Source organism: Parapedobacter pyrenivorans, assembly GCF_014636865.1.
GTDB classification, from domain to species: Bacteria; Bacteroidota; Bacteroidia; order Sphingobacteriales; family Sphingobacteriaceae; genus Parapedobacter; species Parapedobacter pyrenivorans.
Genome location: NZ_BMER01000001.1, coordinates 1,233,456 through 1,247,822 on the forward strand (window position 1 = coordinate 1,233,456; position 14,367 = coordinate 1,247,822).

At 48.9% G+C, this 14,367-nt stretch carries 14 protein-coding genes; 4 read left to right on the forward strand and 10 right to left on the reverse strand.

From position 1 onward, the window contains the following. Positions 1-116: 116 nt before the first annotated feature. From IEV98_RS04850 to IEV98_RS04880, 7 genes are read right to left on the reverse strand one after another with little or no spacing between them, the layout of a single operon-like run. Entirely contained in the window at positions 117-1,028 is a 912-nt protein-coding gene (locus IEV98_RS04850) for a sugar phosphate isomerase/epimerase family protein (protein ID WP_188504765.1), read from the reverse strand. 10 nt (positions 1,029-1,038) lie between these two features. Then, complete coding sequence (locus tag IEV98_RS04855; protein WP_188504766.1) at positions 1,039-1,947, reverse strand: sugar phosphate isomerase/epimerase family protein; 909 nt, start codon at positions 1,945-1,947, stop codon at positions 1,039-1,041. A gap of 4 nt (positions 1,948-1,951) precedes the next feature. After that, positions 1,952-4,060 (reverse strand): outer membrane protein assembly factor BamB family protein, encoded by a 2,109-nt coding sequence (locus IEV98_RS04860; protein WP_188504767.1) that lies wholly within the window; start codon positions 4,058-4,060, stop codon positions 1,952-1,954. 30 nt (positions 4,061-4,090) lie between these two features. Next, positions 4,091-4,975 carry a phytanoyl-CoA dioxygenase family protein gene (locus IEV98_RS04865; RefSeq protein WP_188504768.1) on the reverse strand — a complete coding sequence of 295 codons (885 nt, stop codon included), beginning with the start codon at positions 4,973-4,975 and terminating at the stop codon, positions 4,091-4,093. Between the two features lie 21 nt (positions 4,976-4,996). Next, positions 4,997-6,151 carry a Gfo/Idh/MocA family protein gene (locus tag IEV98_RS04870; protein WP_188504769.1) on the reverse strand — a complete coding sequence of 385 codons (1,155 nt, stop codon included), beginning with the start codon at positions 6,149-6,151 and terminating at the stop codon, positions 4,997-4,999. Next, positions 6,148-7,020, reverse strand: coding sequence for a sugar phosphate isomerase/epimerase family protein (locus IEV98_RS04875; RefSeq protein ID WP_188504770.1), 873 nt, complete (start codon positions 7,018-7,020; stop codon positions 6,148-6,150). Before IEV98_RS04875 ends, IEV98_RS04870 begins: the two co-directional genes overlap by 4 nt. A 33-nt stretch (positions 7,021-7,053) precedes the next feature. Further along, positions 7,054-8,334, reverse strand: coding sequence for an MFS transporter (locus IEV98_RS04880; protein WP_188504771.1), 1,281 nt, complete (start codon positions 8,332-8,334; stop codon positions 7,054-7,056). A gap of 144 nt (positions 8,335-8,478) precedes the next feature. On the opposite strand from IEV98_RS04880, the gene IEV98_RS04885 reads away from it, so the two are divergent. From IEV98_RS04885 to IEV98_RS04900, 4 genes are all read left to right on the forward strand, one after another. Next, on the forward strand, positions 8,479-9,561 hold the full coding sequence (locus IEV98_RS04885; RefSeq protein ID WP_188504772.1) for a LacI family DNA-binding transcriptional regulator: 1,083 nt from the start codon (positions 8,479-8,481) through the stop codon (positions 9,559-9,561). Between the two features lie 113 nt (positions 9,562-9,674). Continuing rightward, positions 9,675-11,168, forward strand: coding sequence for a hypothetical protein (locus IEV98_RS04890; RefSeq protein ID WP_188504773.1), 1,494 nt, complete (start codon positions 9,675-9,677; stop codon positions 11,166-11,168). A 42-nt stretch (positions 11,169-11,210) separates the two neighbouring features. Next, positions 11,211-11,939, forward strand: coding sequence for a hypothetical protein (locus IEV98_RS04895; protein ID WP_188504774.1), 729 nt, complete (start codon positions 11,211-11,213; stop codon positions 11,937-11,939). An 11-nt stretch (positions 11,940-11,950) separates the two neighbouring features. Next, the gene (locus IEV98_RS04900; protein ID WP_188504775.1) at positions 11,951-12,655 is read left to right on the forward strand and encodes a hypothetical protein; all 705 of its coding nucleotides are present in this window, start codon (positions 11,951-11,953) and stop codon (positions 12,653-12,655) included. A gap of 51 nt (positions 12,656-12,706) precedes the next feature. Here the strand turns inward: IEV98_RS04900 and IEV98_RS04905 are convergent, their stop codons facing one another. From IEV98_RS04905 to IEV98_RS04915, 3 genes are all read right to left on the reverse strand, one after another. Continuing rightward, entirely contained in the window at positions 12,707-12,943 is a 237-nt protein-coding gene (locus IEV98_RS04905; protein WP_229738572.1) for a hypothetical protein, read from the reverse strand. 49 nt (positions 12,944-12,992) lie between these two features. After that, positions 12,993-13,262 carry a hypothetical protein gene (locus IEV98_RS04910; protein ID WP_229738573.1) on the reverse strand — a complete coding sequence of 90 codons (270 nt, stop codon included), beginning with the start codon at positions 13,260-13,262 and terminating at the stop codon, positions 12,993-12,995. 465 nt (positions 13,263-13,727) lie between these two features. After that, entirely contained in the window at positions 13,728-14,285 is a 558-nt protein-coding gene (locus IEV98_RS04915; protein WP_188504776.1) for a hypothetical protein, read from the reverse strand. Positions 14,286-14,367: the final 82 nt, after the last annotated feature.

Genomic DNA, 14,367 nt, shown 5'->3' on the forward strand with positions numbered 1-14,367 from the left:
ATGATGGTTTTTAATTTGCATACGTGGGTCGAACCTCCCAGAAAGTCAACGTTCACTATTTTTGGGAAAAAGCAAGTAATGCTTCACGAAAGCTCAGAAAGAAATGTCTAAAGGCGCTAGTAGGTAGCTAGCGCCCGATCATTTCCTATTTCTTTTAGGATTTTTTTAAGTCCGTTGATTTCATCAGACAGCCCCTTTGCGGCGTCTTCATTTGTATCATGGTTGATGATACCGATCGGGCCACGGTATGTACTCTTCCACACCTGCCTGATCATCTCCTGTTCTACATCGCCTTGACCGGTTCTGAAAAAGCGGTCCGTAACGCCGGCCTGCAGCCCTGCTATATTCAGGGCATAAAGATGGGGCACAATCTTGGGGAAAAACTGCGGGAATCGCTCGTGATGCAACCGGGCGTGATGGAAATTATAAACGATGCCCACATTGTTGCGATTTACCGCCTCGATGATTTCCAATTGGTTTTCTGGCTCCCCAAACCAACCGCCGTGGTTGTAGAGCGCCACCTGGCAGCCAAGTTCCTTTGCCCGATCCGCGATGTAAGCGATGGGTTTGCTCATGGCCAAGACCTTGTTTCGTTGATTCAGCGCACTAAAGCCTCCCCACTCGCCCATCAACAACCAAATCTGTGTTTTAACCCGATTGCGTGCTATAAAGTCAAATATCTCCCGGATATATGGGTCGTCCTGAGGGTTATTCCCCGACGTCATCCAGAAAGCTGTTAAATCGATTCCATGTTTATTCAAGGCACGTAGCTCATCATCAAAGGTCGGGATGTGCTGTTCTCGCCAGTCATAGGCCAATTTGGTAATGCCCAGATCAGCCAGCATCGCTGCCCGCTCCTCGGGGCCACGTTGTTTCGAGTCAAAGGGAACCACGCACCAGGCAACGAGATTCTGTTTGGCAAACACATCGTTAACAGGCTTATTTTTCAGCACAGCACAGCCAGTAAGCAATGTGGTGGCACAAAAAATCACCGCAATGGCTAATCGTTTCATTTCTCGTTGTTTCATAACGTAAAGTTTAGAAGTTAGTATGTGTAATCAGCTTTGTTTTTAGTTTGTTCAAACCCTTTCGCTCAGCAATAAGTGCTGCTTTTGCGTCACGGTCGGCCCGATGGTTCTGAATACTGATCGGCCCTGTGTACCCGCTTTTATAGATCGTTTTCAATAGTATGTATTCGATATCACCTTCACCCAGTGGGGTTACATTGATCGGATCCCCGCTCGCAAGCCCGACAAGATTGATGCATAGGAGGTGCTTTTGAATTTGCGGGTAAAATTCCGAAAAGCGATTGATATGGTGCCTGCCATGTTGAAAATTGTAAACTATTCCCACGTTATCCATGTTTAAATGCTCAATAATCGCCACTTGATTTTCGGGTTCACCAAACCAACCTCCGTGATTGTATAAGCCCACCGTACAGCCGAGCCCCTTCGCTCGTTCGGCGACATACCGGATGGACGTAGAAATGGATTCGATCTGTTCTGGCCAAGACATTTCATGAAAGCCTTCGATCTGGTTTTCATACCCTTCAAACCAACCCGGCAGGTACCAAAGCTGTGTTTGGATACCGTTTCGCTCTAGAAATGCAAATACTTGTTCAATGTGTTCCTCGTTTGCTGGATCCGTATTTGAAGGTAACCAGAAGGCAAATAGCTCAATGCCATTGTCTTGGAGCGCCTTCCATTCGTGGTCAAACAGCGGCACGTGCTCGTCGCGCCAATCGTAAGCCAATTTGGTAATACCCAGATCGGACAACATCTTTGCACGTGCTTCGGGGGTGCGTTGCGCTGCGTCAAACGGAACGATACACCACGCAGCAAGGTTCTCGGGGGCAAACAAATCACCTCTCAAACGCTGAGCTGCCGCACCCTCCATGGCCAGTAGGAAAGCGGCGATTAGGGCAATCGTATTTATTACGTGTTTCATGATGTCATTTTTGTAGCATGCGATCAGGCAAGGCAAACGCCACATAAGCGTCACCCGTCATGGTGCCCAATTTTCCGCCACCGGTGGCTGGAATGATAACATATTGTTTTCCACCCGCGCTGTAAGTACTTGGCACGGCAAATCCCCCGAATGGCAGCTTCGTTTCCCACAAAATCTCACCGGTATTCTTATCGAATGCCCGGAAGCGTTCATCGCGCGTAGCCCCCACAAATACCAGCCCTCCCGCGGTAGCGATACTGCCCCCGAAATTTTCGGTTCCCGTGAGCGGTATACCTTTGGCGGTCAGCTCCGGGTATTCACCCAGCGGCACCTTCCACTTGATCTTGCCCGACTCGAGGTCAATCGCATTTAACGTACCCCAAGGCGGTTTAGTGGCTGGATACCCCTGCTCATCGAGGAACTTGTTGTAGCCCATCGAACGGTAATATGGTTTAGCGGCCACGGCTTCTTTTTCCTTACCCGCAACTTCCATATCCAGTAGGTAAGCGGCTATCAGTTGCACATCATCTTCCGGCAGATGCGCAAAAGGCGGCATGGCGCCTTTGCCTTTCTTGATGATGTCGACAACATCTTTTTGGGTGTATTTTTCAGCAAGATTTTTCAATACCGGTGTGCCATTCAATCCCTGGCGGTCGGCACCGTGGCAGCTGGCACAACCACTGGCAAGAAAAAGCCGTCGCCCGCCATGTTCGTTTTTATCTACTGTTGGCTGTTCGTTATTTACATCCTGCATGGTGATACGCCAAGCCAATTCATTCGAATTGACATAGATTACCTGATCAACTGGATCGTATGAACCACCGCCCCATTCAGCACCACCATGTATGCCGTAATAGAGGATACCTTTAGTAGACGGGGGGATATACCAGCCCGCATCCACACTATTGAAGCGTTCACGTGCATAAGCATGCGCTTCCGCACTAATATTTGTCAAGTCATCGGCCGTAACCACCTGCTTTGAAAAAGGTTCCGGCCACTTCACGAATGGTTGCGTAGGGAAGGCATATTGGCCAGCTAGCGTACTGGCTGGTACCGGCCGTTCTTCCACCTCAGATAGCAGCTGACCGGTAAGCCGGTTGAATAGGAGCACGTTGCCTGTCTTTGTGAGCTGCACGACACCCGGCACCCGTTTTCCGTCTTGACGAAGGGTAGTCAGAATGGGTGCACAGGGCATATCCAAATCCCATAAATCGTGGTGTATCGCCTGGTAATGCCAAGCGCGTTTACCGGTTTCGGCATGCAGTGCCACGATGGAATTGCCAAATAGCTGCTCACCTTCGTTATCCGGCCTGTAAAAATCATCCTTCGGTTGTCCTGTAGAAAAATAGACCATCCCATTTTCGATGTCGACACTCAGACCGCCCCACACATTGACGCCTCCCCCCGTTTTCCAGAAATCTTGCGATCCCCAGGTTTCGTAGCCATGTTCTCCAGGCTGCGGAATGGTATGAAAGATCCACTCACGATCACCGGTCAGCACATTGAAAGCACTTACATTTGCCGGGGAGGACCATGTCATGGCACCCACAATCACCAAATCGCCATAGATAACCGGCGCACCGGGGGAACTGATTCCCATCATGTCGGCCGGCTTTACCAAATTTTCGTTCAACGAAATGCGGCCTTGGCTTCCGAATTCAGGCACTGGTAATCCATTCGCTGCATAGATCGCGTTCAGGAAGCCACCACTCGTGAAAAATATTCGGTCCTGTTCGCCTTTTTTCCGCCAGAAAGAAATCCCTCGATTGATACCGCCGAACTGCTCGCCTTCCCTGGCGGGATTAAACCGCCAGATTTTCGCACCCGTTACGCCATCCAGCGCAATCACCTCCTGCAGAGGTGTGGTGATATAAACCGTGCCGTCTACGATCAGCGGATTCATTTGCACATTCCCGGATTTCACCCCCGAGTTGAAAACCCACGCAACCTCTAGATCAGCTACATTTGAAGTATTGATTTGATCCAACGAAGAATATTTGGTTTGGCCGGCAGTACCGCCGGGATACGCCCAATCAGCCTCCGAAAACGGATTGGGCGGATTGCAACCCGCAAATGCCAGTAGCGAAAATAACCAGGTAATGGGCAACCGCATATTGTCAAAAATCAATTATCGTTAGCTGATTTATCCGGGAAAATTGTAACCCCATTTCCAGGTATCTTCCATGTTCGGATACTTCTTCCTGCAAGCCAGGTAATCGTTCATCATCTCCTGCATGGTAGGGCTGAGGGTTTCGATGTAATCGGGCGTCAGCAACTGATCATTCAACAAATAGAAATGCCAGGTAGGTGGATAGGCCGCACTGTGGTAACCCATGTGCAATGTCCGCCGCGGAACTTTCATCACGTCGGTATAGCCCCTGTGTATGAGGTTGTTGTTGTAGAGCACTGCCTGGCCTGCTTTGAGCGGAACCGGAACACCGCCCGGCATTTCCACACCGACGGGTGCGTAGTGTTTGGAGCCTCCAAACGCTGCATTCTCAGCTTCCGTGTTCGGCCGATTATGGCTCCGGGGAACAATCCACAACGAGCTCTCGTCTACCAGGGGCAGGTTAATCTGCACACTGTTGTGAAATCGGTCAGGCGAAAAGAGCCAGTCTTCGATCTCATTCTGAGGTATCTGAATGATATCCCGATGCCAGCCCAGCGAATACGAAGTCCCTTCGTTGGCGGCCAGGATAGATGCGTTGTTAACGATCAAGTCGGGGCCCAGGATCTGCTGCACAGCAGCCAATATAACCGGATGGTGGAAAGCATGATGAATCGATTCCGTCCCTGGCTTGGTAAGGAGGTGAAAATAATACTGCCGTGCCTCTTTGCCAAAGTCGGCGAGATTATCGCCAAGATGCTGGAAAGACGAGCTGAGACTGCCACTTACATGATTGGCCTTGATTTCAGGATTGAGTAATGCGTCCATCAGCATGCGGAAATTCTGGATTTCGCGTTCGTTGAGGACATCAATGATTACATAGCCCTCCTGCAGGAATTGATCTTTTAATGAAACTTCCATGTTGTATCGAATTAGTAGGATTTATAAAAATATGGTCTTCCGCTCCGTCGCCGATTGAAGCCCTGCTTCGAGCACGCGTATGGTCTCCAAGCCGGTCTCAAAATTTGGGGTAACGGGGCTATTCGTTGCGATGGCATCGAGAAAATCGACCGCTGCATGCACGAAGGTGTGTTCATAGCCGATGATATGGCCCGCCGGCCACCAATGGTCCACATAGGGATGGCTTTCGTCGGTCGCCAATATCGTGGCAAACCCTTTCATACCTGCCTTGCCACGATTGTCGTAATACTTGAGCTCATTGAGGTTTTCCAGATTAAAGACCAGGCTGCCTTCGCTTCCGTATACCTCAAACGTCAGTCGATTCTTCCTGCCATTGGCAAAGCGCGTAGCCTCAAAGGAGCCCACCGCTCCGTTGCTGAATCTCACCATCATCAATGCGGCGTCTTCCACCGTTACCTCGCCCGTGCCCAAACCGCTGGCCCCCGCTTTCAGGTTGCCTGTCTGCTGTTCTTCGGCCAATGGGCGTTTCGTGATAAAATCAGCCGTCATAGCCGTTACTTCACGAATCTCACCGATGAGGTACTGCGCCAAATCGACGCAGTGCGAGTTGAGGTCCCATTGCGGTCCTGCTTTGGCCGTTTCGGCGCGCAACTGCCATGTGAGTGGAAACCCGGGGTCTGTGATCCAGTCCTGCTGGTAAGCACATCGCCAGTGATATATCGAGCCGAGCTCGCCCGAAGCGATCAGCTTTTTAGCAAGCGCCACAGCCGGCACCCGCCGATAGTTATGGTTTAGGTAATGGGTAACCTTATTTTCTTCACAAACCCGCAACATCTCTTGCGCTTGCCGGATGTCCATGGCCATGGGTTTCTCACAGAAAATGTGTTTACCTGCGCGTGCAGCGGCAATGGCTATTTCATAATGCAAGTATTGTGGCGTGGAGATGTCGATGATATCAATGTCATCACGTTCGATCACCTTTTTCCAGTCGGTTTCAATTTCTTCCCAGCCCCACTTTTCAGCGAAAGCAGCCACGTCCTTTTCGTGGCGGCCACAGGCCACCTTAAGTACCGGTTGCATCAGGGTATCAAAAAACAATGGCGCTTTCAGCCATGCATTACTATGGGCTCTTCCCATAAACTTATACCCGATGATGCCGATATTGACACTTTTCATTGATTCCCAGATTTTAGTCGATTTGCAATATTTTTCAACTCCTTAATGCTTTCCTTTACCACAGCTTCTTCCTGATTGGCATACGATGGGTGCAGGAAATCCACCTCAACGGCAAGAAATCCCGTATAGCCCTGATCTTCGAGCAACTGTGCGAGTTGATCATTGGCAATCAACCCCTTGCCGGTCGGCACACATGAAAAAAAGTACCATTCGTTTACCGGAACTTCTTTCACCGGGATCATATCCTTGATGTGGGTTGCAAAGACATGCGGGGCCAGCTTTTCCATGGCCTGGATAGGGTCATCCAATACCCGCAGGAAGTTTCCCGAGTCAAAGTTGACACCGAAGTTAGGAGATGCCACGTTGTTGACCAAACGGAGTATCTCATCCGAATTGTAGTCGATGTGGTTTTCTACCGCGAGTTTTACACCCAGTTTAGACGCCAATTTGGTCGCTTCCGTAAATAGCTCGGATAGCTTCTCCAATTGCGGTTCGTGTGGCAGAAACCGAAATTCCAGGCTGCTGCCCACTACCCGCATTACATCAGCCCCAATCTTGGGTGCATATTCGATATGCCGCAGCATATCCTCAAACGCCTGTTCATTTTGCCCACCTTCCAGTCCATCCGGATGCCCCCAGGCGTACACACTATCATACCCCGATCGGTCTAACCACTGTTTAATGCCGGCTAAATAGGCATCGTCGAAGCGGGGGATGAAGCACGACTCCAGGGAAATGCCATCAATACCCAAATCATCCACTTTTTCCATGAACCCTTCAAAACTGAGTTCCTTTTCGGGTCTGTCCTGTCCGGGATAGACCTCACCGAATAAACGGTGGAAGCAATAACTATCTATTCCTACTTTCATGATGTTCCTTTCATACCTACAAAAATCATAACCTTACTGCATAGCTGTACTTGCCTTTCCGGCAGCACGCTTCCTTCTTGACAAATGGAGGGCAGCAAATACAACAACAAGTATCCCTGGGAGTACCGAAGCCAGACGCAACGTATACGCGCCTGCATTAAGCTTCAGATCTGCCCAAAGCTGCATATCCGCTCCATCGGTCGAATCTTTTAGTTGCTCGACTGAAAAGCCGATGGGAACGGCGCCCAATAAATGAGTATCGAAGATTTGACCCAGCCAAGGCAATGCCAACGCCGTCGAAAAAAGCCCCGCTCCGCCCATTAACGACAAACCCAATGGCCCGGTTTTGGGAAGATTCTCCGAAACGAACCCGATCATTGTGGGCCAGAAAAAGCAGATGCCCATGGCGAAAATCCCTGCGGCCAAGAACGACAGATATCCGTGCGCATATCCCAATAATTGCAAGCCTAAAAAAGAAAGGACAGCCGATACAAAAAGCAGTTGCGTTACACTAAGGTGTTTCAGGATGTGCCTTGCATTGGCCCGTCCGATGGTCATAATGCCGTTGATAAACACCAATAACAAGATGGAGTGTACCCCCACCGCCGATAGCAACTCTACAATCCATTGGTTGGTAGCCAACTCGGTAGCAGCGGTAAGCAACATGCAACACAACATTAATAGGAATAGCGGGCTCAGACACGCACGGAACATTTCCCGGTCAGATACACCCAGCTTCACTCGCTCAGATTTCGGGAAACGCTGCTTCCAGAACATTGCGCCGTAGGCTAATGTCGGAATCAACATCACAACCATTTGAACTTTCCAATTAAATCCCGCGGAGGTTAATAGGTAAGCCAATACCCCGCCGATGACAATACCGCCCGGAAACCAGATGTGCCAGTCATTTATCCGTTTAGTTTTATCCTCGTCCGCATAGATACTGCTCAACATGGAATAGCTTGCCGATTCGACAAAGCCATTGGCTAAGCCCACAAGCAAGGTTGATAAAAATAGCGACCGGTAGTCAGACGAAAAAATTGTCCATACAATGCCGATGGCATGGCCAAGGAATGCCAACAGAAACAGCCGTCCCATCCCGATCCAGTCGCATAATACCCCACCCAATACCATCGCACCGGTAAATCCCCAAAAAGCCGCAGCCGCCACATTGCCAATCTGCATCGCGGTGAGCTCAAATTCTTCTCCCAATACACCCAGTAGATTGGCCCGGATCGCAAAGGTCAGTGCGGTCACTACCAAGGCTACACAGGAAGCCCTATAAATTCGTTTCGTATGGATATTTCCGCTCATGGTTTTTAATTGGTGTTAAATAGTCAACGTTGACTATTATGGCGCAATTTTATAGATTAACTTCCAAACCGCCAAATTTTTTTACAAAAAAGTGAACGTTGACTATTTTTTTGTATTTTTGTTTTTCAAGCTTACAATCGAAAAATGGGGTCTGCAAAGAAACGAACCATAGGAATAAAAGATATTGCACGATATGCCGGTGTGTCCACAGGCCCAGTGGACAAGATTCTCAATAACCGCGGCGGCGTTTCCAAGGCAACCGAAGCCAAAATCCTCAAAGCCATCGAGGAACTGGGATACCAGCCCAATATATTTGCAAGCCGACTCAAATCGGCCAAAGAGTACCGTATCGCTGTCATCATGCCTTACGCCACGCATGATATCCCTTATTGGGGCCACCATCAGCAAGGCTTCGATGCTGCGATGCATGAACTAAGCCCCTATGGTATTGAACTGGAGGCGTTATCCTTTAGCCAAAACAACACCCTTTCGTTTAAAGACGCCGTATCAAAAGCGATTCTCGGTAATTTTCAGGGAATACTCATGGTGCCAGTATTTCACCAAGATACCGAGCGTCTGCTCAACGCCACCGCTAGAAAAAACATCCCGGTGGTTTTTTTTGACAGCAACATCAGCGGGCTTGGACAGCTATCCTTTATCGGCCAGCATTCACGAGATAGCGGATACACAGCTGCCGAAATCATGGCGCGATGCGTGCCTGACCAATCTAAAATTCTGATCGCAACCATCAAGAAAAAAGACGACAATCACCTGCATTTCGCAAGCCGAGAAGCCGGCTTCATCAGCTATTTCAAAGAGAAAAGCCACCGATTGATTACCTTTGAGAACCGAGTCGAAGACGAACAAACCATCGGAAAAGAACTGCTCGATATTATTCAATCAACCCCCGCCCTGTCAGGCATCTTTGTAACCAACGATATCCACAAATTGATTCGGCTACTTCCCGCAAGTGCCTTAGACAAGCTATGTCTGATTGGTTATGACTTAATCGATGCGAACATCGAATACCTAAAAAAGGAGCACATCAGTTTTCTTATCTCCCAACAACCGCAGATGCAAGCTTACAAAGGGATTAGGGTACTATACGAATACCTGATCCTTAAGAAGAAACCCAGTCCCGAGATCTTCGTACCTATAGATATTATCACCCCTACCAACATCAAGTATTACAATACGATAGAGTTACGGGATGCTGTGCAGTTTTAACGCACCCTCAATCTCCCCCCCAAAAGAGGGATGTCTTGACAACGTTAAATCGCCGACCTTCGTTTTCGAACAATTGAGCATCTACTACCATTTATTCTGACAAACATCTTATTATGTCTAACTGTAATTTAACGTTTTACAAGAAAACCGACGGAAAAAAGGGAACCGATGGTTACAAGAACTATGATGGGCCGCAGGCTGTTGCAGACCTAAGCAAGGTTTTATGGGAAGGGATAACCTCCAATAACGATATGAAAGACGATATCAGCTGGGTCGACACCAGTTCCCAGGCCTGGGTACGGGTCTATTCCAAAGCCAACTTTCAGGGTAGAACAGCGCTCATCGGGCCCGATCAGCATGTCAGTATGAAAACGATCCGAGACGAGAGCGACGAGGACGACATGGATGACACCATCGAGAGTTTCCAGCTTTATGATCACAAGCCTGATGTTAACACCAGCACGATTATTAACAACCTATTGGCGCTCTATCCCGGGTCCGTGCGGTCTCGGAAAAATAATCGTTACGAAACAGAATGGTACGCGCAAGACTCCCAGTACCGTATCTACGATCCCTCCATCCAACTAAGCGGCAACACGTTAAGTTTCAGCATGGACCTCGATCATATCCAGCTCGAACAAGACGATCATGCCGTCATAACCTTCAGTATGGATTTAAACGGTGGTTTTGTTGATCAGATCAAAGTGACGTATGATATCGCCGACGCGACACAAGTTCCCGAATGGGCCATTAAGTTGATCGACGGCACCATCGAAGCGGCCAAATACGGTGCAATGGCCATTGCCGATGGCGCCGTGATCGTCCTGACTGATGGGGTGGGCGTAGTTGCCACGGTAGAAATTAATCGACTCATTAAATACACTGCAGAAGCACTGACGTTCTGCGTCGATCATCTAAATATCGTACTCGGCGCGGTTTTCAAACTTCAGAGCGACGGCGGGACAGCCAACTTCCCGGCCATTGTGTCGCACGGTATCGCCAGGCTTATACTCGCTTATTATCAAGAATTATATGGGCCCGATCCGCATGATGCACTGGGGTTTAATGAACAACGCTTTTTAAACACACTGGATAAAAACCCATGGCAATATACCAAGCACAATCCATTCGTAGAATTCAGCGAAGACGCCTATTCCTACCGGTCATATTACCCCGATAACACATTTTTCTACGCCAAGGGCGGAGCATTGTCTACTGTCAAGATCGATGCAATCACAGACAACCGCATCGATGACCACCTGGTCTTGCAGGCTATCTTCGATCCGTATGGCAAGCTGTTCGCTGTGGCTGGATGCATCGATATTTTTTCCATAAAAAATAATACTTCAGATTACACGATGCCCGCAAGCGGTGTGTTTGCTTACAATGCCGAAGGGACGATGATTCATGTCCTTCAGGGCGGTGAGGAGGTAACCGAAGTACAGAGCTATGACTCGTTGGAGACTGCCTTTGCCGATAGTCTGAGGAGTGCGCTGCGTCAAGCGGGAGACGAATACGACATCAAGCTAACGAATCAGCAGATCACCTTGATCGATGCATCCATCCGGGTTTTGAAGGCCATGGGTGAAGCAATCGCAAATGGTTGATGACCTTTGCTGCTGCTATCCGATAGGTCTATAAAAAGAGCGATGAATAGCAGAAGAAATCGATTCAGGAGGAGTATCCGGGTCTTGGCCGCTGTCGTGGCGGGGCCGGTCATGTTGGCCGCAACGGAATATCAGCCTATACAGGCCACCGCTTCTTCGGCGTCAGGGGGCTGTCAGAGCACGGTCACAACAGGCAGCCTCAGTGCTACCACGGTAAGTAATTGGTATACCTTTGCTTCCAGCGGGGGTGGTCAAGTGGTCTTCCAGATCGGCGACGCCATCAACATCCGGCACCGCGATTATCCAAACTTTGAAATCCAGCTATGGGGTGGAGAAACCTACCATACCTTCGAACACGAAAACCTGAATGGCAAGCACATCAAGGACTGGCTGGGCAATCGCCGCACGATCATCTTTCCCGACGGAGCCAAGGTGACGATAACCGTGGCGGGTACAGGCAGCGATCGGCGAGCGATATCCATGATGATCTATGAAGGTACACAGGTGCATCGGCTCGACCCGTCAACCGGGCAGCTTGAATATTCCCGCGAATTGTCAACGGAAGCGGTCCGCGAGCTAGACGATGCCGAAGCCGATGGCGAAACAAGTACTTTCGAGATCACCGGCAGCGGCTTGGTCTACTGCACCCTGTATACAGAAAATGTACCCGGGCAGAAAGTAGAAAGCCGCTATGACCTGGGTTCATTGGTACTGGGCAATGACAACCAGATCAACGACTATTTTGACGATCCACGTATTGGCCATACCTAAACGCACACACGATGAATAGATTATTGATGTTTTTGCTCCTATGTTTTCTGGCAAGCTGCAGGAAAGATAAGCCCACGCAAGAGCCGCTGCCCATACTCGGTACTTGCCAGGCCGTAAGCGAGTCGGGTTGTTTCAGTACGACCACTGCAAACGGCCTGCTTACCTACACCACCAGCGGGGGCGGTGAGATCATTGCCGACCTCGGATCGCCGGGATACCAGACTATCTATATTCGCCACCGCATGTATCCGGCGCTCAATCTCACGCTTGTTGGGTACCGTTCACAGGGTGGCCGCACGTTCCATATGGAGCGCCTAAATAATCGCCATATTAAAAACAGGCAATACAGCCGCCGCACGATTGTCTTTCCTGACGGGGCTAAGATGACGTTGGTGGCGGACAGTCCGGATGGTCCGGCGCGCTCGTTAAGTATTTATGATGGCACGCAGGCGCATCACTATAACCTCACGTGCGATGTATTGGAATACAGCAGCACCGCGTCAGCCGATCTGGCCCGCCGGATGGATGAGGCCGAAGCCGATGGCGAGGCAGGCGGGATTGAAATCACAGAAAACGGAGTGCTGTTTTTCAATCTGTATACAGAGGATCAACCCGGCAAGGTCATCAATAAGCGGTATAACCTCGGCGAGCTGCATCACAATGACCCCAGCAAGGTAACCGACCATTACGACGATCCCGGCCAGCCCAACACCTGATACTTAAGTAAAATATCGTCAAACGAAAGTGTCCGGCTAGCTCGGAGTTCACTAGTCTTCCCTGATTGCTTTAATTGGATTGTTAGTCGCCGCGATGAAGCTACGGATAAAAACAGTAGTTCCCGCAACAAAGAGGGTGGCCAGCAATCCCACGATAAAGTGTAGCGGTGTAATGCTGATTTGATAGGCAAATTCCTGTAGCCAGCTATTCATGGCATACCAAGCAATGGGCACCGCGACAACAAAGGCAATGACAATCAGTAGGACGAAATCCCCTAAAAAGAGCATGGCAATATTTTGTACAGATGCACCGAGTATTTTGCGTACACCGATCTCTTTACGAAGGCTTATTTAAATTTCGTTCTTTTAAAAGAGCTGCCAACTCTTTGTTATTGTGTTTCGATTTATTAATCAATACATATGCAAAAAACAAAGGGATTAGTGTCAGAAATCCCAAACTGTTTTTCATCACGCTGTAAAATACAATTCCTATCAGAAATCCTATCAATACAGCATTAGTGATATTGGTTGATTTGCTTTTTTTGACTAGTTGTAATAATTCCTTGTCTGTTAATTCAGATAGACCTTTTTGCTTCATCGGTGCCATTGCGAGCTTTATTACTAGCCGTAAAAGTAAGGAAACTTCGGGAAATTTTGGATGCCGACGAAATAAACGTACCGCTTTCCCATAATTAGAACAGGTTTAGGTTGATAGCCCCTAATCCCATTGGGGCGGATTCCCGTTGTCTTTCAGATAACGAGTTTCTTTTGGTCATCCTATTGTCTGTTTAACATATCTTAACAAATCCGTTGCAACAAATCGGGGCCGTTATGCGTTATATAGTCAGTTATTAAAATTGTCTTTTCATAATTTAGGTTTATAATTGGTTAGTTAACAAGCCCCGATTCTCCCCGTTTCGGGGCTTTGTTTTTGGCCTGTACCGTGGTGTTTTGTACGAGGAGTTCGGCAAACAAACCCCCAGATAATTATACCTGCGGCGGAATGTGTGAGCTGTTGGCATGAAGTTTTAACGATAATGCATTTTCGGGACGACGCCTAATAAAAGCAAGGTCAAAAGCGTAACGACAGATCCAGCAATGATTTTCTCTTCCCGGTCGTTATCTCCGTGATCCGGATCTGCATAAATGTCTGGCCGGTATGTTCAAGTCGCCGGATGGTTATGCTGTATGAGCGCTTGCGCGGCCCCGCAGATTGTTTTCCAAGCCATCGCAGGCTGTGTACCTGCCGGTCGTTTTTTAAGCCATCTTCGCGGTCTACCACATTGGCCTCGTCGAGGTATGTTAGGTCGATGCTATCGATGCTGACCGTATTGCTCTCAAGATTGATCGAGATCTCATCCAAAATTAAATGTGCTGGTCGAGAAGCACCGTAAGTATAGAACCAGACGCGTTTGCCATCACTGGCTATGGAAAAGTTTAGTTTTCCCGTTACTTTCATTTCTGCTCCTGCGGTCGAATAGACATCCTCCATGACATCGGCAATGATTTCGCCCTCCGGCAACATCGCCTCGATAGCCTGCTTTATCCGTCCTGCGGGTGAGTTGTTCAATTGAGGTCTCGCGTTGAAACCCACCAATAGCAGCATGGCGAGCAAGATTGGTTCTTTCATGGTATTTTTAACAACCGGGGTAACATAATTTATGAACGCGCCACCTCCTTGTTCTTAGTCGTCTGATGCAAGAACTTGACAA